This window comes from Azoarcus sp. Soil_N_20 (assembly GCF_057656155.1).
This window is the reverse complement of sequence record NZ_JBDGKX010000015.1, coordinates 1-20227: the sequence shown is the minus strand read 5'-3', so window position 1 is coordinate 20227 and position 20227 is coordinate 1. Positions and strand designations below refer to the sequence as shown.

Here is a 20227-nt window from a genome sequence, read left to right as displayed (position 1 = left end):
GATCAGTGATGTCGATCGATAGCGGTCTCCGCGAGTGCGCTCAGGTAGAATGCAGTCTTCAAGCCGACCAGCCCGCCGCATCATGACGACCGAAACGCCCCCCGTAAAACCCGCTCTCGAGCCCCGTGCCCTGTTGCAGAAGCTCCAGGAACAGTCGCCGACTTTCCGCGACTTCAAGCCCCTGGCGATTCGTATCGACACCAACATCCTCGAGCGCTTTCCGGAGTTCGAGAAGAAGACGCTGCGCACGGCACTACGGATGCACACCGCATCCACGCGTTATCTGAAGGCGATGGAACGTGCCACCGAACGCTTCGATTTTGAAGGGAAAGTGGCGGGCGAGGTTACCGACGAGCAGCGCACGCATGCGTCGATGACCTTGAAGGAGCGCTTTGCCGCCGCAGCCAAACAACAGCGCGCGAAGCGCGAGGCAGAAGAAGCGAAGCGTGCAGCCGAGGAGGCGGAACGCCGTCGCGGCGAGAAACTGCAGCAACTCGTGAGCAAGTTCGGCAAATGAGTCCGCGCGGCCGTTCGCTTGCCATTTTCTGCGCGTGCGCGCTTGCCCTTGGTGCCTCCGCGCACGCAGAGACGGTCGGTGACGTGTCCACGGTATGGAAGCTGATCGGCCCCAACCATAAGGTTGCCGTCGAGGCTTACGATGATCCACGGGTGGAAGGTGTGACCTGCTACGTTTCGCGGGCGAAGACCGGTGGCCTGTCCGGTGCCGTCGGTCTGGCGGAAGACCGTTCCGATGCATCGATCGCGTGTCGTCAAGTCGGGCCGATCCGGTTTCGCGAACCGGTTCCACAGCAGGAAGAGGTGTTTTCCGAGCGCCTGTCGGTGCTTTTCAAGCGACTCCAGGTTGTCCGCATGATCGATGCCCGGCGCAATGTCCTGGTCTATCTGACTTACTCCGACAAGCTGATCGAAGGCAGTCCCAAGAACAGTGTGACTGCCGTCGCGGTCGACCGCAGCACACCGATCCCGCTACGGCGCTGAACCGGCGTCGCGCTGGCTTTACCACAGACTGCGTTCTTCCCCCGAACGTGTGCGCAGCAGCCACGCTCCGGCTGCGCCCGCCAGCGCCAAGGCAATCGCGCCGCCGGCATTTCCGGTGCCCAGCATCAGCCCCGCCAGCAATCCGCAGCCCATGAGCAGTCGATTGATCTTCGGTTCCATCGTGTCTCTCCGTCGGGTAAATGAGACGAGGTCTGCTGTTGTCTCGATAACTGTGATTTTATACAGTATATGGAAAAAGGAAAGCCTTTTTGTCGCCTCCGTGCGCGCTCGACCCGATGGCGCGCTCTGCGACTTCGGCTATAATCCGCGGCCTGAAGGAAAGCCCTTGTAGCTCAGTTGGTAGAGCAACGGTTTTGTAAACCGAAGGTCGGCGGTTCGATTCCGTCCGGGGGCACCAAGAAAATCAAGGGCTTGCAGCGATGCAGGCCCTTAGTTTCTTGGCCGGGCTAACACCGGGCTAACATGCCAAGGCGCCCCGAAACGGGTAACCTGCTCCAACTGTTACATTTGGACCTCGCCAGCGCCGGCACCTCGGGCAGCGTTTCATGATCCATGCGCCGCGCGCCCTGCCAGGTCGTTCAGGCGTCCGGCGGCTTGATGGGTTCGATCAACTCCGGGCCCTGCGCCCGGGGATTCCCCACCGCGCGGCCGACTGGATATGCCCGCATCAGATGCGCCGGGTATGGGCTGGCCAGGCTCCGGACTGCATCCGCGTCGATGAGCGCAGGATCGAGCCAGGCGTTGTAGTTCTCCGGCAGGATGATGACCGGCATCCGATCGTGGATCGGTCGAATCAACTCGTTTGCCGCCGTGGTCAGCACCGCGAACGTGAGCACGGGCCCGTCTGGTCCGTCCCAGTGCTCGAGCAGGCCGCCAAGGGCAAAGTGCGCCGTACCGCTCGCTGGTCGGATGAAGAAAGGCTGCTTGCTGCCGGCGACAGGCTGCCACTCGTAGAAACCCGAGATCGGCACCAGAACGCGCGAGTGCCGGAAGGCATGCCTGAACATGGGCCTCTCGGCGGCCGTCTCCAGTTTCGCGTTGATCGGCTGTGCCAGCTTGCCCGGCTCTTTCACCCAGGACGGGAGCAGGCCCCAGCGCGCCCGAATGAGGGACCGCCGTCCGGCCGTCGTCGCGCGGATGACGGGAGCCCACTGAGATGGGGCGATGTTGTACAGGTCGACCTTGATCTCGTCGATCTCTTCCAACTCGAAATCAAACTCTCGTTGCAGCCGGGAATGGGGGCCGTAGAGGGCATACCGTCCGCACATGGATCTCTCCCAGCAACCGCGGGTGGACAAGGCTACACCCGAGCGGGCAATCGGGCCGTGGTCTTGTCGGCGGCGCGGAGGCTTGTTCTCGCTGTCGATCAGTTTGAAGCAGTAGGATTGCCGCCGGGGGTAAGATGACACCTGTTTCGGGTCACGCATTCTGCATCGACGGGGACCGGGTTCTGCGGTAGTGCCGAGCGATGTCGATGGTATAATTCGTTTGGCAGATTATCTTGTGGCGGGATAGGGGGCGAAATGGACGAATTCGATCAGCAAGCACAGGCTTTTGCCGACAAGATCGAAGCTGAACTGAGCGAGCGGCGGCTTGTTTTTCCTGTGTCCATGGAGCTTTCCCTGCGGATCAAGCGACTTGCCGATGATCCCGACTCCCGGCTGGACCAGATTGTTGCCGTCATCCAGGCGGAACCCGTGCTCGCCGCCAAGACCATTCGCATGGCCAACACGGTGGCCTTGAATCCTTATGGTGCGCAGGTCGATTCGGTTGGGGTCGCGGTCAGGCGGATCGGCTTTTCCGCGTTGCGTGGCCTCGCGTTTGCGGTGGCTTCGGAGCAGCTTGCCGGCGACCACCGCTCGCCCAACATGCGTACGCTGGGTTATGGACTGTGGATTCGTTCGGTGGATGTGGCGTCCTGGTGCTTTGCGCTTGCACGCAGCACCCGTGCAGCCAATCCGGATACCGCACTGTTGGCCGGCATGATGACGCAGATCGGCCACTTCCTGCTCATTGCACGGGCCTGCGACTACCCCGCGATGGAGCGCAATATCGACCGCTTTGCCGGCTTCGTCGATGGCTTGCACGCGCGCGTCGGGCTCGCCGTGCTCGATGTATTCGACATGCCCGAGACCATTCTGGACGGGCTCGATGCAGCGCAAGGCTATTCCGGCAGTTGGCCGCCGAACAGTCTGCACAGCGTCGTCCACATCGCTTCACTCGTATCCGAACATCACGATCCCTTCGACGGACTCCTCGGCCGCAATCTGCCTCGGGGTCCGGCGGCCGCTGCGGAACTGGGCATGGATCCGGCCGAACTCCTGCCCTTGCTCGAAGATTCGCGTGAGGAACGGCAGCAGATTCTGGACGCGGTGCGCGGCTAGCCTGTGGGTCGATGATCTGCGGTGGCCGGACCAGCGCAGTGGAGCTTGTTGCGGTCGGGTCGATTAAAGTTCCGGAGATCGTGGTCGTTAGCGCTGGTGCAAGCAACGGGAGCGCGCTGCCATGATCAATAAACTCAAGCTACGAACGCGGATTGCCCTGCTGATCCTGGCAACCTTCATCGGTCTGGTCGTGACCACTGTCATCGGCGCACTCGGGGTCAAACGCGATCTGATGGACAGCCGCATGGGGCAGATCACGACGGTGGTCCAGTCCGCCTATCACGTCGCCGCCGGTTTTCATGCGCTGGCTGCGAAAGGCGAGATATCCGAGGACGATGCGAAACGGCAGGCACTGCTTGCGCTGAACGGGATGCGCTACGGTGGCGACAGCGGAAAGGCCGAGTATGTCTACGTCTGGAGCACGTCCGGTGTTGCGGTGATGCATCCGATCCGTACCGAATGGGCTGGCAAGAACATGCTCGAAGAGGTTCGCGACGGCAAGGGGCGCTACACCATCAAGGATATCGTCGCCGTGGCCAAGGCGAGCGGCAGCGGCTTCGTCGATACCGCCTTTCCGCGCCCCGGACAGACGGTGGCCGTCGACAAACTTCAGTACGTGATGCTCTTCCAGCCGTGGGACTGGGTGATCGGAACCGGCGTGTACGTCGACGATGTGACCGCGGACTTCAACCGGCGGCTGATGGTGGATCTGGCGATCGGTGGCGTCATGATGGCAATCATCATCGGCCTCGGGGTGCTGATCGCACGTTCAGTTCTGCGCCAGATCGGTGGCGAGCCGGCCGAGGCCATGGCCCTGATGGAGCGTGCCGCGGCCGGGGATCTGACCGTCGATCTGCGTTTTGCCGCCAACGGCAGCATGCTGGAAGGATTGTCGCGGATGCTGCGTGCCTTCCGCGACATGATCGGTCAGATCTCGACCGGCGCAAACACGCTTACCGACACCGCCGAGCGCATCTCGCAAGCGTCCGGGCAGGTGGCTGGCGCCGCGCATCGCCAGGCCGACTCCACCTCCGCGATGGCTTCGGCGGTGGAACAGATGACGGTGTCGATCAACCACATTTCCGATAGCGCCCGGGAAACCGAACGCGACTCCGCAGCGGCGTCGGAAATGGCCGAGGACGGTGAGCGGAAAGTGGCCAATGCCACCAGCGAAATGCATATGATCGAACGCTCGGTGTCGACGGCTGCCGAGCAATTGCGTTCGCTCGAAAGCCGTACCGGCGAAATTTCCTCGATTACCAATGTGATCAAGGAGATTGCTGCCCAGACCAATCTGCTCGCGCTCAATGCAGCGATCGAAGCGGCGCGCGCAGGCGAGCAGGGCCGCGGTTTTGCGGTGGTTGCGGACGAGGTGCGCAAGCTCGCCGAGCGCACCTCGGCCGCCACCGAAGAGATCGGCGGCATGATCGGCGCGATTCAGGGCGACACCGCCAGTGCGGTCAACGCCATGGAGCAGGTGTTGCCGCAGGTCGAGAACGGGGTGAGTCTGGCTCAGGACGCGGCACAGTCGCTGCGGGATATCCGGGAGGGCGCCGGAAAGACCCTGGGCAGGATTCGCGACGTGGCGCTGGCCACCCGGGAACAGAGTGTGGCGAGCAATGCCATTGCCCAGCAGGTCGAGAGCATCGCCCAGATGGTCGAGGAAACCGGCGCCTCGATGCAGCAGACCGCCCAGTCGGCGCACGGTCTTGAGCAGGTCGCGCGCGAACTCGGCGGCCTGGTGGCGCGCTTTCGGCACTGACCCGGTCGCCTTCCGCAGCGCCCTAGCGTCCGGACTTGCTGCCGAACTGAAGCGCCAGATCGCACGTCCTGCCGCCGGCAAACCAGCGTGCAACGGCGCGGGCGCCCTGTGCAAAGGCGAACTGAAATTCCTCCGATACCGGCTTCGTCACCGCTCTTGCCTCGGTATGGGGGCCGAGCGAGCCAGCGAGAGAGCGGGCGAAGTCAGCCCCGCTTGCACGGCAGGCGTCGGCATCCGGCGTGGATGACGCCTGGCCGGAGGGCAGTCCGATGATCTCTTCGATGCGACCGTCGGCCGCGGCCATCGACATCACCATCATCGGGTGACCGGACACGTTCAGGGTGACGGTGACCTGCGCCCGCTGGTCGCAGCCGGGCCCGATCTGGGCAGCGGCGGGGTCGAGGCCCACGGCCGCGGTGGCCGCGGCGCCGAGCTGTCGCCCCAGCGTGAACGACGCGATCCCCCGCGGGCTCAGGGCCGCCACCGAAGCCACTGGCGGCAGCGCCTGCGCACCGACGCTCACCGGGCCCGCGGCAGACAGCAGCAAGACCACGGAGAGCCGCCTACCGCAGCGTCGCATGCCTACCCGCCTGCCTTCACCACGCCGCACACGATACGCGCGCCGGCGCCGCCGATCGGCTGGGTCATGTGATCGTCGCGACTCTCATGAATGACGAAGGCCGCACCGTCGGCGTCGAGCACGGCGGCCCGGCCACCGGCTCCGTTCAGGCTGGCAAGCGTGGTAAACAGTTCCACTTCGACCGCGCCGTCTGCATGGACGAAAATCACCGGCAGATCGCCCGCATCCGGGCCTTCCGGATTCATCAGCCCGTGTTTGCGGCCATTCGGGTTCAGGTGCCCCTTGGAGGCCACGAAACCCTTGTCGGGATCCTCGCAGGTGCCGACGCTATGAATGTGGATGCCCTTCGCCCCCGGCGGCAGGCCCTTGGCCGAGACATGGATCAGCACGCCGTGCGGTCCATCGGTCAGGCTTACGCTGCCGACGGCCTTGCCCTGACGATCGACGAGTTCGGCGCCGGCACGGTCTGCCGCACTGGCGGCGGCAGCCATCCCGGTTGCGATGGCGGCGACGAACAGTTGGTGGCGAATCTGCATTGTGATCTCCTCGGTTACGCGTTGTGGATGGTCTTTGCATGATAGGCGATGGTACCGGCGTGGAAAGAAAAAGCGGTACTCTGTGGTCATGGGTCGGCGGTGCGTGCTCGCAAGGGCGTTCATCGATCGGCGGAGTCGGGAAGATCGGGAATAAAGGCGATGAAAGACTGGGTGAGCTATTGGTGGGGAGTGCTCCGTGCCACGGTGCGGCTGTGGCTCGATGCCCAGGTCTTCATCCATGCTGCGGCGCTGGCCTTCTTCACCGTTTTCTCGGTGGCCCCGGTGATGATCGTCGCGGTGACGATCGTCGGTGTGGTGCTCGGCGAGAGTGCCGCGCAGGGGGAGATTGCGCGCCAGCTCGAGGCCGCGATCGGTCCGGAGGCGGCAGCGGCGGTGCAGACTGCGGTCGAAGGCAGCCGCCTGGAGAAAACCGGCATCCTGCCCACGCTGGTCGGTATCGGCGCCATGCTGTTCGGTGCGACCACCGTGTTCGCGCAGATGCAGAACTCGCTGAACGCGATCTGGGGCGTCGCCCCGCGGCCCACGCGCAGCAGTGTCCTCGTCTACGTCAAGGGGCGTCTGCTGTCGCTTACCGTGGTGCTGGCGATCGGTTTCGTCCTGCTGGTGTCGTTGTTGCTCAGCGTGCTGGTCCAGGCGCTGGTCGTCTTTGCCCAGGACTGGCTGCCCGTTCCGCCCCCGCTGCTGTTGGTGCTCGACGGCGTGGTGGCGCTGACGGTGGTGACGCTGCTGTTCGCCACTATCTTCCGGGTGCTGCCCGACGTGCTGCTGGATTGGCGCGACGTATGGTTGGGCGCGTTCGTGACCGCGCTGCTGTTCGTGTTCGGTCGCATGCTGATCGCGTTCTATCTGTCGACCGCCGGCACGGCCTCGGCCTATGGTGCGGCCGGGTCGCTGGTGCTGCTGTTGATGTGGGTGAACTACTCGGCGCTGATCCTGTTGTTCGGTGCGGCCTTCACCCGGGCCAACGTCGAGGCGCGCGGGGTGGCGGTGAGCCCGCGCACAACCGCGGTGTGCGTACACCGCGCCGTGGTCGAGGAGCCGGGCAGGCTGCAGGGTGGGGCCAGACTGTAGTCTTCGCCGGCGGGAGCTTCAGTCCGGCTCTTGCAGGGACTGCTTCTTCAACCGGTAGTTGAGCTGCGGGCGGGTCATGCCGAGCAGGCGGGCTGCCGCGGAGAGGTTGCCGCCGGCACGCTCGACCGCGCGCTGGAGCAGGGTCTGCTCGAAGTCCTCGAGCGCGATCCCGGCATCGAGCACCGCCCCCGGCAGGTCGTGGCCGCTGCCGGGCAGGCTTTCCTCGAGCTTGCCGCTCTCGCTCAGCCCGGCCTGCAGGCCGAACTGCGGCGCCGCGCCGATGAAGAGCTGGTCGACCTCGATCAGGCCGTTGTGCGGGGCGAGGATTACGCCGCGCTCGAGCACGTTCTCCAGTTCGCGCACGTTGCCCGGCCAACTGTGGCACTTCAACGCGTGCATCGCCTTGTCGGTGATGCCAGCCACCCGCTTACCGTGCAGCGAACAGAAGCGCTCGATCATCGCCTCGACCAGCGGCGCGATGTCCGACACCCGTTCGCGCAGCGGCGGTATCGTCACCGGATAAACGTTGAGGCGGTAGAACAGGTCGCGGCGGAAGCGGCCTGCGGCGACCGCCTTCTGCAGGTCGACGTTGGTTGCCGCCACCAGGCGCACATTGACCTTGCGCGTGCGTTCATCGCCCAGGCGCTCGATCTCGCCTTCCTGTAGCACCCGCAGCAGCTTGGCCTGGGCCGACAATGGCAGTTCGCCGACCTCGTCGAGGAACAGGGTGCCGCCGTCGGCGCGTTCGAACTTGCCCGCGCGCGAGGCGTGTGCGCCGGTGAAGGCGCCGCGCTCGACCCCGAACAGTTCGGATTCGATCAGCTCGTCCGGTAGTGCCGCGCAATTGACCGCGACGAAGGGCGCTTCCTTGCGCGGACTGATCTGGTGCAGGGCGCGGGCGAAGCGCTCCTTGCCAACCCCGGTTTCGCCGAGCAGCAGCACCGACACATTGGTGGCGGCAGCTTTCATCACCAGCTCGTAGGCGTGGCGGAAGCCACTGGAGGTGCCGATCAGGTTGGGAATCTTGCGCGGACAGGCGATGCTGCGCCGCATCGCCTCGACCTCCTCGCGCAGTTCGAGCAGGCGGCCTACGATGGAGTCGGCCTCGAAATAGGGGGTCAGTTCGTGCGCGTCGGGCCAGTCCTCCGCCGGTTTGCCGACGATGCGGCAATGGTCGATGCCGGTGGCGGCGCACTCGGTCTCGCGGTACAGGATGAAGCGTCCCATGAAGGCGCTGGTGTAGCCCGAGGCATAACCGATCATCATCCAGCACACCGGATGCTCGACTTCGCCGTAGGCCTGCACGTGCACTTCGGCCTCCCACGAATGCTCCCAGATGAACTCGCCGTAGAAGCCGCCCGATTCGGCATCGATCTCGAGCTTCACCGGCGAGACCTTCACGCAGCCTTCGAGCATGTGCAGCTGCGGACCGACCACGAAGGCGTCGGCCAGATCGCTGCTGCCGCGCGTCTTGCGCGCGAGTTCGGCGTCACGCATGCCGGAGGCGAAGCCCATTCGAGTCAGGATGCGGCGCGCCTGCTCGGTGCCGACCGAGCCGATGAGCTCCTTGCGCAGCTCGGACAGCGCCGCCGTATGCAGCAGCACCATGCGGTGCTCGCCCAGCCAGATCAGGCCGTCTTCGGCGGAAAAGCGCAGCAGCCTGCGCAAGTCCGCGCTCTCCGGGTAGTGAATGCTGCTCACTGCTATCTCCTCGTCCCGTCGACATGCGGGTTCCGTTCGTGCCCTTCCTTTGCCAGGGGGGCTGCCTGGACGGGTTTCTTATAGCACGCCCGCCGCGCGTCGTCGTGCCTGCCGCGTCACCGTTCTTGAGCTGGATACTAGGTTCGGAGAATAATTAAAATCTCGACATTTATAAACAATGGCATGGATCTTGTTACTCATCCACCCGTTTGGGTGTGACCGAAGCGAATGATCAAACCACCCGCCGCGGCGGGACATAACGAGAGGGGACGCATGGCTGATCGATTTTTCATCCTGATCCAGGACAGCGGCGAGTCCTTTTCCTGCGACGGCAGCCAGAATCTGCTGTGCGCGATGGAGGTGCTCGGGCGGCGTGGGGTGCCGGTCGGCTGCCGCGGCGGCGGCTGCGGCGTGTGCAAGGTGCACGTTACCGGCGGCGCCTATCACACCCGCAGGATGAGCCGCGCCTGCCTGTCGGAGGCGGAGGAGGCCGCCGGCGTGGTGCTGGCGTGCAAGCTCTTTCCGGACAGCGATCTGTCGCTGCAGGTGGTCGGCAAGATGAGCAAGGCGCTACAACCGCGGCGCGAGTGACAGTGGCGCGCCGCACGGGCGCGGCCGTGGGCTGGAGCAGGGCCGTTGCGGAGATCCGCAACGGCCCTTTTTTCTGTCTGCCGGCGCAAGTGTCTGTTGCAACGCAGTAAATCGGTTTGACCAAATGATCAATCAAGGAGCGCATTTGATCATTTGATCAAGCAATAAATCGGCGTGATGACCTAAATAATCTCGAGAAAACTGTTCTTGTCCATGATTGACGCCACTTCTCATGAACTGGCACGAAGCTTGATATAGGGTCTCCCGCACCAGACCCCATTGGATCAATACGGAGGCTTCAGCCAAATGGATACGGACAAGCCCGCAATCGACGTCAGCCTCAAGTACGTGCGTCTCATCGAGCGCCGCGCGGACGGCTTCGTCGAGTTCGAGTTCGCCATCGGCGAGCCCGAGCTGTGCGCCGAGATGCTGCTGCCCGCCGGGGCCTTCGAGGCTTTCTGTTGCAACAACGAGGTGATTCACCTGGCTCCCCGCGACGAGTCTTCGGGCTCCGACTGGAGCTGGGGCCTGCACCAGGCAACGCATCAGCGCTTCCGCTGAGCGACCCATAAAACAAGGAGGAGGCATTCATGCATATCGATCTGCGTACGGTGACCATCAAGCCGCTGCGCCACACCTACGATCACGTTGCGCGTCGTATCGGCGGCGACAAGCCGGCATCGCGTTACCAGGAAGGCACCTTCGACCTGCAAGCTACGGCCAACTTCCACTACCGCCCGACCTGGGATCCGGCGCACGAGATCTTCGACACCTCGCGCACCGCGATCGTGATGGCCGACTGGTATGCATTCAAGGATCCGCGCCAGTTCTACTACGGGGCCTACACCCTGGCGCGCGCCAAACAGCAGGACACCGCCGAGGCCAACTTCGACTTCGTCGAAACCCGCGGTCTCGCCCAGGCGCTGCCGGCCGACCTCAAGGACGCCGTGCTCCGCGTGCTGGTGCCGCTGCGCCATGTGGCCTGGGGCTCGAACATGAACAATGCCTCGGTCTGTGCCTACGGCTATGGCACTGCCTTCACCCAGCCCTGCGTCTATCAGGCCATGGACCAGCTCGGCATCGCCCAGTACCTGACCCGCGTCGGCCTGCTGCTCGGCGATGCCGACAACCTCGACGAAGGCAAGCGCGCGTGGATGGAGGACGACGCCTGGCAGGGCCTGCGCCGCTACGTCGAGGACAGCTTCGTGCTCAAGGATCCGTTCGAGCTGTATGTCGCGCAGAACGTGGCCCTCGACGGGCTGCTCTATCCGCTGGTGTTCGAGACCATCATCGACGACGTGCTGTCGAGCCGGGGCGGCACCGCGGTGGCCATGCTGACCCAGTTCATGACCGACTGGTTCGGTGAAACGAAGAAGTGGGTGGACGCGACGACGAAGACCGCCGCCACCGAATCCGCCGCCAACAAGGCCCTGCTCGAGCAATGGACCAGCCACTGGCGCGACCGCGCCGCCGCCGCGCTCCTGCCGGTGGCCCGTCTGGTGCTGTCCGACAACGCCGACACCGTGATGAGCGACGTCGTCCAGCAGTTCAACGCCCGCCTGGCCAAAGCCGGCGTGGCCATTTGAGGAGCACGCGATGTCGACCGTGTTCATTGCCCTGCAGACCAACGAAGACACCCGTCCGATCATCGAGGCGATCGTCGCCGACAACCCTCATGCCCGCGTGAACGAGCAGCCGGCGATGGTGAAGATCGATGCCGAGCGCACCCTCACCGTGCGCCGCAGCTCGATCGAGGCGCTGCTCGGTCGCGACTTCGACCTGCAGGAGCTGCACATCAACCTGATCTCGCTGTCCGGCAACATCGACGAAAGCGACGACGAACTCACCCTGAGCTGGAGCGCCTGAGCGCGCCCACGCCGAAGCACGAGGAGACACGACATGGACATGCAAGCGACGAAGAAGAAGCTCGGCCTGAAGGAACGCTACCAGGTCATGACCCGCGGCCTGGACTGGGAGCCGTCCTACCAGAAGAAGGACGACATCTATCCCTATGTCGCTTACGAAGGGATCAAGATCCACGACTGGGACAAGTGGGAAGACCCGTTCCGCCTGACGATGGACGCTTACTGGAAGTACCAGGCGGAGAAGGAACGCAAGCTCTACGCGATTATCGACGCCTACGCCCAGAACAACGGCCATCTCAACGTCACCGACGCGCGCTACCTCAACACGGTGAAGCTCTTCCTCACCGGCGTCAGCCCGCTCGAATACATGGCCCACCGCGGTTTCGCCCATGCCGGGCGCCAGTTCCCCGGCGCCGGCCCGCGCGTGGCCTGCCTGATGCAGTCGCTCGACGAGATCCGCCACGCGCAGACCCAGATCCACGCGCTGTCGAACTACAACAAGCACTACAACGGGCTGCACGACTTCCGTCACATGCACGACCGCGTCTGGTACCTGTCGGTGCCCAAGAGCTTCTTCGACGACGCGGTCACCGCCGGCCCGTTCGAGTTCATGGTCGCGATCGGCTTCTCGTTCGAGTACGTGCTGACCAATCTGCTGTTCGTTCCCTTTGTCTCCGGCGCCGCCTACAACGGCGACATGAGCACGATGACTTTCGGCTTCTCGGCGCAGTCGGACGAAGCCCGTCACATGACCCTGGGCCTGGAGGTGATCAAGTTCATCCTCGAGCAGGACCCGGACAACCTGCCCATCGTGCAGCGCTGGATCGACAAGTGGACCTGGCGTGGCTACCGCGTGCTGACCCTGGTGGCGATGATGATGGACTACATGCTGCCCAAGCGCACGATGAGCTGGAAGGAAGCCTGGGAGGTGTATTTCGAGGAGAACGGCGGCGCGCTGTTCAAGGATCTGGCCCGCTACGGCATCACCATGCCCAAGTGCGCCGAGACCATCGCGCTGGAGAAGGACCACCTGTCGCACCAGGCCTGGGGCACCTTCTACAACTACGGCGCCGCGGCCGCCTTCCACACCTGGGTGCCGGAGCAGGACGAGTTGGACTGGCTGGCGTCCAAGTATCCGGACAGCTTCGACAAGTACTACCGCCCGCGGCTGGAGTACTGGCGCGAAGAGGCGAAGAAGGGCAATCGCTTCTACAACAAGACGCTGCCCATGCTGTGCCAGACCTGCCAGATTCCGATGCTGTTCACCGAACCCGGCGACCCGACCAAGATCTGCTATCGCGAGGTCGACTACAAGGACAACAAGTACCACTTCTGTTCCGACCACTGCAAAGAGATCTTCGAGCACGAGCCGGAGAAGTACATCCAGTCCTGGCTGCCGGTGCACCAGATCTACCAGGGCAACTGCTTCCCCGAGGGCACCGACCCCACCGCCGAAGGCTTCGATCCGCTGGCCGCGGTGCTGCAGTACTACCACCTCGAGTTCGGCCGCGACAACCTCGACTTCGAGGGCTCGGAAGACCAGAAGAACTTCGACGCCTGGCGCGGCATGGCGACAAAAAACGCCTGAGCCCTGACGTCCAATGCCGCGGGCGCCCGTCGTCCGCGGTGATCCACAGATCAAGAGGAGACACGACATGGCCGTCGCTGCCATCGGCAAGTACGAATTCGCGCCCGCCGACGCGATCGAGAAGTTCCATGGTGCCCAGCTGCTCTACATCGGCTGGGAGGATCACCTGCTGTTCTGCGCCCCGTTCGCCTTTCCCTTCCCCCCGACCATGCCATTCGGTGCGATCGTCGACCAGGTGCTGCCCGGTTCCTTCGGCTACCACCCCGACTTCGCCCGCATCGACTGGGCCAAGGCGGAGTGGTTCAAGTCGGGCAAGCCGTGGTCGCCCGACTTCGCCAAATCGCTCGCGGAAAACGGCCTGAAGCACAAGGACGTGATCCGGTTTCGTACCCCGGGGCTGACCGGGATTGCGGGGTCGTGCAGTTGAACGGCGGATCGGCCTTTCCGGCTGGAACAGGCTTCGATTAGAAGGTTCCTTCCCCTTCAAGGGGAAGGACAGGATGGGGATGGGTTTCGTCGGGCATCGGACCCTAAACCCATCCCCACCCCAACCCGGTAGCCGGTGCCAGGTGGCACCGTCGTTCGGCCGGCGGCGAGCATTGCTCGCCGAAACCCCGTCCTCACCCCCTTGAAGGGGGGAGAAACCCAGGACACGTATCATGACTTACGAACTCACCATCGAACCCCTCGGCCAGACTATCGAAGTCGAGGACGACCAGACCATCCTCGATGCTGCGCTGCGCGCCGGGATCTGGCTGCCGCACGCCTGCTGTCACGGTCTGTGCGCCACCTGCAAGATCCAGGTGGTGGACGGCGAAGTCGACCACGGCGAGGCATCCAGTTTCGCCCTGATGGATTTCGAGCGCGACGAAGGCAAGACCCTGGCCTGCTGCGCCCGGCTGCAAAGCGACCTCGTGATCGAGGCCGAGATCGAGGAGGAACCCGACGCCGAGTCGATTCCGGTGCGCGATTTTCCCGGCACCGTGCGCCGGCTGGAGAGCCTCACCCCGACGATCAAGGGCGTGTTCATCGAGCTCGACGAACCCGTCCATTTCCAGGCCGGGCAATACATCAACCTCGAGATCGACGGCGGCACCTGCAGCCGTGCGTTCTCGCTTGCCAACGCACCCTCGGCCGGCCGCGAGGTGGAACTGAACGTCCGCATCGTGCCGGGCGGGCAGGGCACGACCTGGGTGCACGAGCAGCTGCAGGCGGGCGACCGGGTGAAGCTGTCCGGGCCCTACGGCCGCTTCTTCGTGCGCAAGTCGGCGCCCGCGGGCCTGCTGTTCATGGCCGGCGGCTCCGGCTTGTCGAGCCCGCGCTCGATGATCCTCGACCTGCTCGAGGCCGGCGACACGCGGCCGATCACGCTGGTCTACGGCCAGCGCAGCCGCACCGAGCTGTACTACCACGACGACTTCGTCGCGCTGGCCGAACGGCATCCCAATTTCAGCTACGTGCCGGCCCTGTCGGACGAAGCGGCGCAGTCGAAGTGGCCGGGATTCCGCGGCTTCGTGCACGACGCCGCACGGGCACACTTCGATGGCGACTTCCGTGGCCTCAGGGCCTACCTGTGCGGCCCGCCGCTGATGATCGACGCCTGCATCACCACCCTGATGCAGGGGCGGCTGTTCGAGAAGGACATCTTCACCGAGAAGTTCTTTTCGGCGGCCGACGTGCAGCAGGTACGCAGTCCCTTGTTCAAGCGCATCTGATACATGTCAACAAATATCGAGATTACTGTTGTTTATCGTGTTTAACACGTTACTATTTCGCGGCCTTTCGTTTCACGGCTGAAATCCCGTTCCGATCCGGCATCCCGAAGCACGGACGAACGAACATCTGGAGGAGAGAATCATGGCAATGACTGGTGTACTGCGCCCGGGCCACGCCCAAATCCGCGTGCTGGACCTCGAAGAGGGGATCAACCACTACAAGAATGTGCTCGGCCTGATCGAGACCGGCCGCGACAAGGAGGGTCGGGTCTATTTCAAGGCCTGGGACGAGCGCGATCACAACAGCGTGATCATCCGCGAGGCCGACAGCGCCGGCATCGACTTCTTCGCATTCAAGGTGGCGGACAAGGCCACGCTCGACAAATTCGACCGCGACCTGCAGGAATACGGCCTCAAGACCTCGCGCATCCCCGCCGGCGAACTGCTCGAGACCGGTGAGCGCGTGCGCTTCAATATTCCGTCCGGGCACCAGATCGAACTGTACTGGGAGAAGACCGACATCGGTACGCCCGAGACCTACACCAACCCGCCGCCGTGGACCAGCGACGCCGAGCGCGGCATCGCCCCGATCCGCCTCGATCATTGTTTGCTGTACGGGCCGGACATCGAGAAGGTGCAGGACATCTTCGAGAAGGTGCTGGGTTTCTACCTGGTCGAGCACGTGGTCATGGAAGACGGCAAGACCGACCTCGCGATCTGGCTGTCGTGCTCGATCAAGGCGCACGACATCGCCTTCGTCCGCCATCCCGAGCCGGGCAAGCTGCACCATGTGTCCTTCCTGCTCGAGAGCTGGGAGAAGGTGCTGCGGGCGGCCGACATCATGTCGATGAACAAGGTTTCGATCGACATCGGCCCGACCCGCCACGGCATCACCCGCGGCACCACGATCTACGCCTTCGACCCCTCGGGCAACCGCTTCGAAACCTTCTGCGGCGGATATCAGAGCTACCCGGACTGGAAACCGATCAAATGGACCTGGGAGGAAGTCGGCACCGGCATCTTCTACCACGACCGCGCGCTGAACGAACGCTTCCTGACCGTCGTGTCCTGAGGCATCGCCGGTTTCGTAGGGCCGACTTCTGTCGGCCGCCTTTTCGGGAAGCTGGCAATGGTGCCCGATCAACGCAAAGGCGGCGGGTTAAAACCCGCCCTACGTGGCCGCACTGCGCCGATGGGGTCAGCGCCCGGTCTTGCCGGTGAAGAAGTCGGACGGCATGCGCTTGACCGCATCCAGCGTGCGCAGGATGTGTTCCGACAGGATCGAGGTGGCGCGGGTGGCGTCGTGTGCCAGCGTGGTGTCGAAGATGGCCTGGTGTTCGGCGTGGATGTCGCGCGGGATCGGCTGGCGGAACAGGCTGATGCGGCGGTAGCGCGCGGACTGCTGATAGAGGATGTGCTGGAAATGGCGAATCCACCGCGACGGGCAGGCCGCGATCAGCGCTTCGTGGAAGGCGCGGTTGCGCAGCTCCCACTCTTCGGTCGTGCTCACGTCATGGTCGGCGAGCTTCTGCTCGGCGCGCGACAGGCGATGGAAGGCCGCCACCAGCGCGGCTTCCCAGGCCTCGTCGCCGTGCGCGATCGACTGGCGCAGGGCTTCGGTTTCGAGCAGCACGCGGGTACGGGTGATGTCCTCGAAGTCGGCGAGCGAGATCGGCGCCACGCGAAAGCCGCGCTGGCCCTGGCCCACCACCAGGGCGTCGGTGACCAGCAGCAGCAGGGCTTCGCGCAGCGTGCCGGCGCCCACTTCGTACTGGTCCTTCAGGTGCTCCACGCGCAGCTTTTCGCCCGGCGCATGCACGCCTTCGATGATGTCGCGGCGCAGGCGGTTGTAGGCCGCCTCGACCAGGGTCTTGGGTTCGGCCGGGGCGGGCGTCTGGAGGCTGGCTGCTTCGTTCATTGGGGCTCGCTGCGATGGAATCTCGTTTGCATGGATTCTAGACGAGGTATCGGAGGCTCGATACAGGTTTGTAAAAATCTCGAGATTATATATTGACGTCGAGAAAATAGAGCCCTATCGTGTCGGACATCGGTTGGCGCACCCAGCGCGGGTGCGGATCAGGAGAGCAGCAATGAATATCGCAGTACCCCAGGCAACGGTTTCGGCGGAGGCGGCGCATGCCGCGGTGGCGGCTGCCGTGGGCCATGCCACGGAGCTGGGCGTGCGGATCAATGTCGGCGTGACCGATACCGCCGGCAACCTGGTCGCCTTCCTGCGCATGCCCGGTGCCTTTCCGCAGTCGATCCGGATCGCGATCGACAAGGCCGCCACCGCCGGCGGCTTCGGCTTCCCGACCGCGAAGTGGATGGACGTGTGCGGCGCCGACCAAGGCATGAAGCTCGGCCTTTCGGCGCAGCCCGGGCTGATCGTGTTCGGTGGCGGCCTGCCGATCCGCGCCGAAGGACAACTCATAGGCGGCATCGGCGTGTCCGGTGCTTCCGCACAACAGGACGAGGCGTGTGCGCGGACAGGACTGCGCGCGATCGGCGCCGACGATATCGAGGCTTGACGGAGCAAACCCATGAAACAGATCCACAACTTCATCAACGGCGAGTTCGTCGCCACCGCGAAGACCTTCGACAAGTTCTCGCCGCTCGACAATACCCTGCTCGCCAAGGTGCATGAGGCCGGCCGCAGCGAGGTCGATGCCGCGGTGGCCGCCGCACAGGCCGCGCTCAAGGGGCCATGGGGCCGGATGACGGTGGCCGAGCGGGTCGAGCTGCTCAACGCGGTGGCCGACGGCATCAACCGCCGCTTCGACGACTTCCTCGCTGCCGAATGCGCCGATACCGGCAAGCCGAAGAGCCTTGCCAGCCATATCGACATTCCACGCGGTGCGGCCAACTTCAAGATCTTCGCCGACGTGATCAAGAGCGTGCCCACCGAGTTCTTCGAGATGGCCACGCCGGATGGTCGCGGTGCGCTCAACTACGCGCTGCGCCGCCCGGTCGGCGTGGTCGGGGTGATCTGCCCGTGGAATCTGCCGCTGCTGCTGATGACCTGGAAGGTCGGCCCCGCACTGGCCTGCGGCAACACCGTGGTGGTCAAGCCCTCGGAAGAGACCCCGCAGACCGCGACCCTGCTCGGCGAGGTGATGAACGAGGTCGGCATGCCCAAGGGCGTGTACAACGTGGTGCACGGCTTCGGCCCCGGTTCGGCGGGCGAGTTCGTGACCACCCATCAGAAGGTGAATGCGATCACCTTCACCGGCGAGACCCGCACCGGTGCCGCGATCATGAAGGCCGCGGCCGACGGCGCGCGTCCGGTGTCGCTGGAGATGGGCGGCAAGAACCCGGCCATCGTGTTCGCCGACTGCGATTTCGACGCCGCGGTCGAAGGCACGATGCGCTCGGTGTTCGCCAACTGCGGCCAGGTCTGCCTCGGCACCGAGCGGGTCTATGTCGAGCGCCCGATCTTCGACCGTTTCGTCGCCGCGCTCAAGGCCGGCGCCGAAGGCTTGAAGCTCGGCCGCCCGGACGACGCCGCCACCGGCATGGGGCCGCTGATCTCGCAGGAGCACAAGAACAAGGTGCTCTCGTACTACGACAAGGCGAGGGAACTGGGCGCCACCGTGGTGACCGGCGGCGGCGTGCCGCAGATGGCGGGCGAACTCGCCGACGGCGCCTGGGTGCAGCCGACGATCTGGACCGGGCTCGACGACAGCTCGCCGATCGCGCGCGAGGAGATCTTCGGGCCGTGCACGCTGATCCAGCCCTTCGATTCCGAGGAGGAGGTGGTCCGCCGCGCCAACGACACCGACTACGGCCTGGCCTGCTCGGTATGGACCCGGGACCTTGCCCGCGCCCACCGCGTTGCCGGCCAGATCGAGGCCGGGCTGGTGTGGGTGAACTCCTGGTTCCTGCGCGACCTGCGCACCCCCTTCGGCGGCGCCAAGCAGTCCGGCATCGGGCGCGAGGGCGGGGTGCATTCGCTCGAGTTCTATACCGAGCAGAAGAACATCTGCATCAAACTGTGAGGAATGCCGCCATGGACAAGGAACTGATCAACCGGCTCGGCGACGAGCTTTACCAGGCGCTGGTCAAGCGCGAGGTGCTGGCACCGCTGACCGAGCGTCACCCGGAGATCAGCATCGAGGATGCCTACCACATCCAGCAGCGCATGCTCGCGCGCCGGCTGGAGGCGGGCGAGCGCGTGGTCGGCAAGAAGATCGGCGTCACCTCGAAGGCGGTGATGAACATGCTCGACGTGTACCAGCCCGATTTCGGCTACTTGCTCGACGGCATGATCTACAACGAGGGCGAGGCGATTCCGGCGAACACGCTGATCCAGCCCAAGGCCGAAGGCGAGATCGCCTTCGTGCTGAAGAAGGACCTGAAGGGCCCCGGCGTCACCGCTGCCGAGGTGCTCGCCGCCACCGAAGGGGTGATGACCTGCTTCGAGATCGTCGATTCGCGCATCCGCGACTGGAAGATCAAGATCCAGGATACCGTCGCCGACAACGCCTCGTGCGGCGTGTTCGTGCTCGGCGACAGCCTGGTCGACCCGCGCGCGGTGGATCTGAACACCTGCGGCATGATCCTCGAGAAGAACGGCGAGATCGTCGCCACCGGCTCGGGCGCCGCGGCGCTGGGCGCACCGGCCAACGCGGTCGCCTGGCTCGCCAACATGCTCGGCAGCCTCGACATCCCGCTCAAGGCCGGCGAGGTGATCCTGTCCGGTTCGCTCGCGGCGATGGTGCCGGTCAAGGCCGGCGACAACCTGCGGGTGACGATCGGCGGCATCGGCGGCTGTTCGGTGCGCTTCGTCTGATTGCCCGCTTGCAGCCGCGCGGCGAGCCTCCTGTGCTCCCGCTCCCCGCCCGTCGCGTGGCCTGCATCCCCCACGAATTCGCTACCCAGGAAGGAACCATGAACAAGATCAAATGCGCCCTGATCGGCCCCGGCAACATCGGCACCGATCTGCTGTACAAGCTGCGCCGCTCGCCGGTGCTCGAGCCGGTCTGGATGGTGGGCATCGACCCCAGCTCCGAGGGCCTTGCCCGCGCCCGCGAACTGGGCCTGAAGACCACCGCCGAGGGTGTCGACGGCCTGCTGCCGCATGTGAAGGCCGACGGCATCCAGATCGCCTTCGACGCCACCTCCGCCTATGTGCACGCCGAGAACAGCCGCAAGCTCAACGAACTGGGCGTGCTGATGATCGACCTCACCCCGGCCGCAATCGGCCCGTTTTGCGTGCCGCCGGTGAACCTGGTCGAACACGTGGGGCGCGGCGAGATGAACGTCAACATGGTCACCTGCGGCGGCCAGGCCACGATCCCGATGGTCGCGGCGGTGTCGCGCGTGCAGCCGGTGGCCTACGGCGAGATCGTCGCCACCGTGTCGAGCAAATCCGCCGGCCCCGGCACGAGGAAGAA

The 20227-nt window shown here is 64.7% G+C and carries 23 protein-coding genes and 1 tRNA gene; 18 read left to right on the top strand and 6 right to left on the bottom strand.

Annotated features, from left to right (window positions below; genetic code table 11):
• Window positions 1-82 precede the first annotated feature (82 nt).
• Together AC3A35_RS22620 and AC3A35_RS22615 are read left to right on the top strand one after the other, a co-directional pair.
• Window positions 83-517 carry a ProQ/FINO family protein gene (locus AC3A35_RS22620; protein WP_487438687.1) on the top strand — a complete coding sequence of 145 codons (435 nt, stop codon included), beginning with the start codon at window positions 83-85 and terminating at the stop codon, window positions 515-517.
• Window positions 514-999, top strand: coding sequence for a CreA family protein (locus tag AC3A35_RS22615; protein ID WP_487438685.1), 486 nt, complete (start codon window positions 514-516; stop codon window positions 997-999). Before AC3A35_RS22620 ends, AC3A35_RS22615 begins: the two co-directional genes overlap by 4 nt.
• An 18-nt stretch (window positions 1000-1017) precedes the next feature.
• On the opposite strand, the gene AC3A35_RS22610 is transcribed toward AC3A35_RS22615, so the two are convergent.
• Window positions 1018-1179: a hypothetical protein gene (locus AC3A35_RS22610; RefSeq protein ID WP_487438683.1), complete on the bottom strand. Its 162-nt coding sequence runs from the start codon at window positions 1177-1179 to the stop codon at window positions 1018-1020.
• A 162-nt stretch (window positions 1180-1341) separates the two neighbouring features.
• Here AC3A35_RS22610 and AC3A35_RS22605 point away from each other — a divergent pair.
• Window positions 1342-1417 (top strand) — tRNA-Thr (locus tag AC3A35_RS22605).
• 181 nt (window positions 1418-1598) lie between these two features.
• Here the strand turns inward: AC3A35_RS22605 and AC3A35_RS22600 are convergent.
• Window positions 1599-2447, bottom strand: a complete 849-nt coding sequence (locus AC3A35_RS22600) for an SOS response-associated peptidase (RefSeq protein ID WP_487438681.1) — start codon at window positions 2445-2447, stop codon at window positions 1599-1601.
• Window positions 2448-2543: 96 nt separating this feature from the next.
• On the opposite strand from AC3A35_RS22600, the gene AC3A35_RS22595 reads away from it, so the two are divergent.
• Together AC3A35_RS22595 and AC3A35_RS22590 are read left to right on the top strand one after the other, a co-directional pair.
• Window positions 2544-3404 (top strand): HDOD domain-containing protein, encoded by an 861-nt coding sequence (locus tag AC3A35_RS22595; protein WP_487438679.1) that lies wholly within the window; start codon window positions 2544-2546, stop codon window positions 3402-3404.
• A gap of 121 nt (window positions 3405-3525) precedes the next feature.
• A complete protein-coding gene (locus tag AC3A35_RS22590; RefSeq protein ID WP_487438677.1) occupies window positions 3526-5166 on the top strand; it encodes a methyl-accepting chemotaxis protein in 1641 nt (546 codons plus the stop codon).
• Between the two features lie 22 nt (window positions 5167-5188).
• Here AC3A35_RS22590 and AC3A35_RS22585 read toward each other — a convergent pair whose 3' ends face one another.
• Both AC3A35_RS22585 and AC3A35_RS22580 read right to left on the bottom strand, forming a co-directional pair.
• Entirely contained in the window at window positions 5189-5746 is a 558-nt protein-coding gene (locus AC3A35_RS22585; RefSeq protein WP_487438676.1) for a hypothetical protein, read from the bottom strand.
• A gap of 2 nt (window positions 5747-5748) precedes the next feature.
• Window positions 5749-6282: a superoxide dismutase family protein gene (locus AC3A35_RS22580; RefSeq protein WP_487438675.1), complete on the bottom strand. Its 534-nt coding sequence runs from the start codon at window positions 6280-6282 to the stop codon at window positions 5749-5751.
• 159 nt (window positions 6283-6441) lie between these two features.
• Between AC3A35_RS22580 and AC3A35_RS22575 the strand changes: the two genes are divergently transcribed.
• Window positions 6442-7374, top strand: a complete 933-nt coding sequence (locus AC3A35_RS22575; protein ID WP_487438674.1) for a YihY/virulence factor BrkB family protein — start codon at window positions 6442-6444, stop codon at window positions 7372-7374.
• Window positions 7375-7392: 18 nt separating this feature from the next.
• Here the strand turns inward: AC3A35_RS22575 and AC3A35_RS22570 are convergent, their stop codons facing one another.
• Complete coding sequence (locus tag AC3A35_RS22570) at window positions 7393-9075, bottom strand: sigma 54-interacting transcriptional regulator (protein WP_487438673.1); 1683 nt, start codon at window positions 9073-9075, stop codon at window positions 7393-7395.
• A gap of 273 nt (window positions 9076-9348) precedes the next feature.
• On the opposite strand from AC3A35_RS22570, the gene AC3A35_RS22565 reads away from it, so the two are divergent.
• From AC3A35_RS22565 to AC3A35_RS22530, 8 genes are all read left to right on the top strand, one after another.
• A complete protein-coding gene (locus tag AC3A35_RS22565) occupies window positions 9349-9666 on the top strand; it encodes a 2Fe-2S iron-sulfur cluster-binding protein (protein WP_487438672.1) in 318 nt (105 codons plus the stop codon).
• Between the two features lie 306 nt (window positions 9667-9972).
• On the top strand, window positions 9973-10227 hold the full coding sequence (locus AC3A35_RS22560) for a phenol hydroxylase subunit (protein ID WP_487438671.1): 255 nt from the start codon (window positions 9973-9975) through the stop codon (window positions 10225-10227).
• A 29-nt stretch (window positions 10228-10256) separates the two neighbouring features.
• A complete protein-coding gene (locus AC3A35_RS22555) occupies window positions 10257-11252 on the top strand; it encodes an aromatic/alkene monooxygenase hydroxylase subunit beta (protein ID WP_487438670.1) in 996 nt (331 codons plus the stop codon).
• Between the two features lie 10 nt (window positions 11253-11262).
• Window positions 11263-11532, top strand: a complete 270-nt coding sequence (locus AC3A35_RS22550) for an MmoB/DmpM family protein (RefSeq protein WP_487438669.1) — start codon at window positions 11263-11265, stop codon at window positions 11530-11532.
• A gap of 33 nt (window positions 11533-11565) precedes the next feature.
• Window positions 11566-13119: an aromatic/alkene/methane monooxygenase hydroxylase/oxygenase subunit alpha gene (locus AC3A35_RS22545; protein ID WP_487438668.1), complete on the top strand. Its 1554-nt coding sequence runs from the start codon at window positions 11566-11568 to the stop codon at window positions 13117-13119.
• Between the two features lie 67 nt (window positions 13120-13186).
• Window positions 13187-13546 (top strand): phenol hydroxylase subunit P4, encoded by a 360-nt coding sequence (locus AC3A35_RS22540; protein ID WP_487438667.1) that lies wholly within the window; start codon window positions 13187-13189, stop codon window positions 13544-13546.
• A gap of 232 nt (window positions 13547-13778) precedes the next feature.
• Window positions 13779-14834 (top strand): 2Fe-2S iron-sulfur cluster-binding protein, encoded by a 1056-nt coding sequence (locus AC3A35_RS22535; protein ID WP_487438666.1) that lies wholly within the window; start codon window positions 13779-13781, stop codon window positions 14832-14834.
• Window positions 14835-14976: 142 nt separating this feature from the next.
• Complete coding sequence (locus tag AC3A35_RS22530; protein ID WP_487438665.1) at window positions 14977-15906, top strand: catechol 2,3-dioxygenase; 930 nt, start codon at window positions 14977-14979, stop codon at window positions 15904-15906.
• Window positions 15907-16032: 126 nt separating this feature from the next.
• Here the strand turns inward: AC3A35_RS22530 and AC3A35_RS22525 are convergent, their stop codons facing one another.
• Window positions 16033-16752 (bottom strand): FCD domain-containing protein, encoded by a 720-nt coding sequence (locus tag AC3A35_RS22525; protein WP_487438663.1) that lies wholly within the window; start codon window positions 16750-16752, stop codon window positions 16033-16035.
• Between the two features lie 172 nt (window positions 16753-16924).
• Between AC3A35_RS22525 and AC3A35_RS22520 the strand changes: the two genes are divergently transcribed.
• The 4 genes from AC3A35_RS22520 to AC3A35_RS22505 all read left to right on the top strand — a co-directional run.
• Window positions 16925-17362 (top strand): GlcG/HbpS family heme-binding protein, encoded by a 438-nt coding sequence (locus tag AC3A35_RS22520; RefSeq protein ID WP_487438662.1) that lies wholly within the window; start codon window positions 16925-16927, stop codon window positions 17360-17362.
• A 12-nt stretch (window positions 17363-17374) separates the two neighbouring features.
• A complete protein-coding gene (locus tag AC3A35_RS22515) occupies window positions 17375-18829 on the top strand; it encodes a 2-hydroxymuconic semialdehyde dehydrogenase (protein ID WP_487438661.1) in 1455 nt (484 codons plus the stop codon).
• An 11-nt stretch (window positions 18830-18840) separates the two neighbouring features.
• Complete coding sequence (gene dmpE, locus AC3A35_RS22510) at window positions 18841-19623, top strand: 2-oxopent-4-enoate hydratase (protein WP_487438660.1); 783 nt, start codon at window positions 18841-18843, stop codon at window positions 19621-19623.
• 98 nt (window positions 19624-19721) lie between these two features.
• Window positions 19722-20227 (top strand): acetylating acetaldehyde dehydrogenase (locus tag AC3A35_RS22505; protein ID WP_487438659.1); only part of this gene is annotated, 506 nt, incomplete at its 3' end.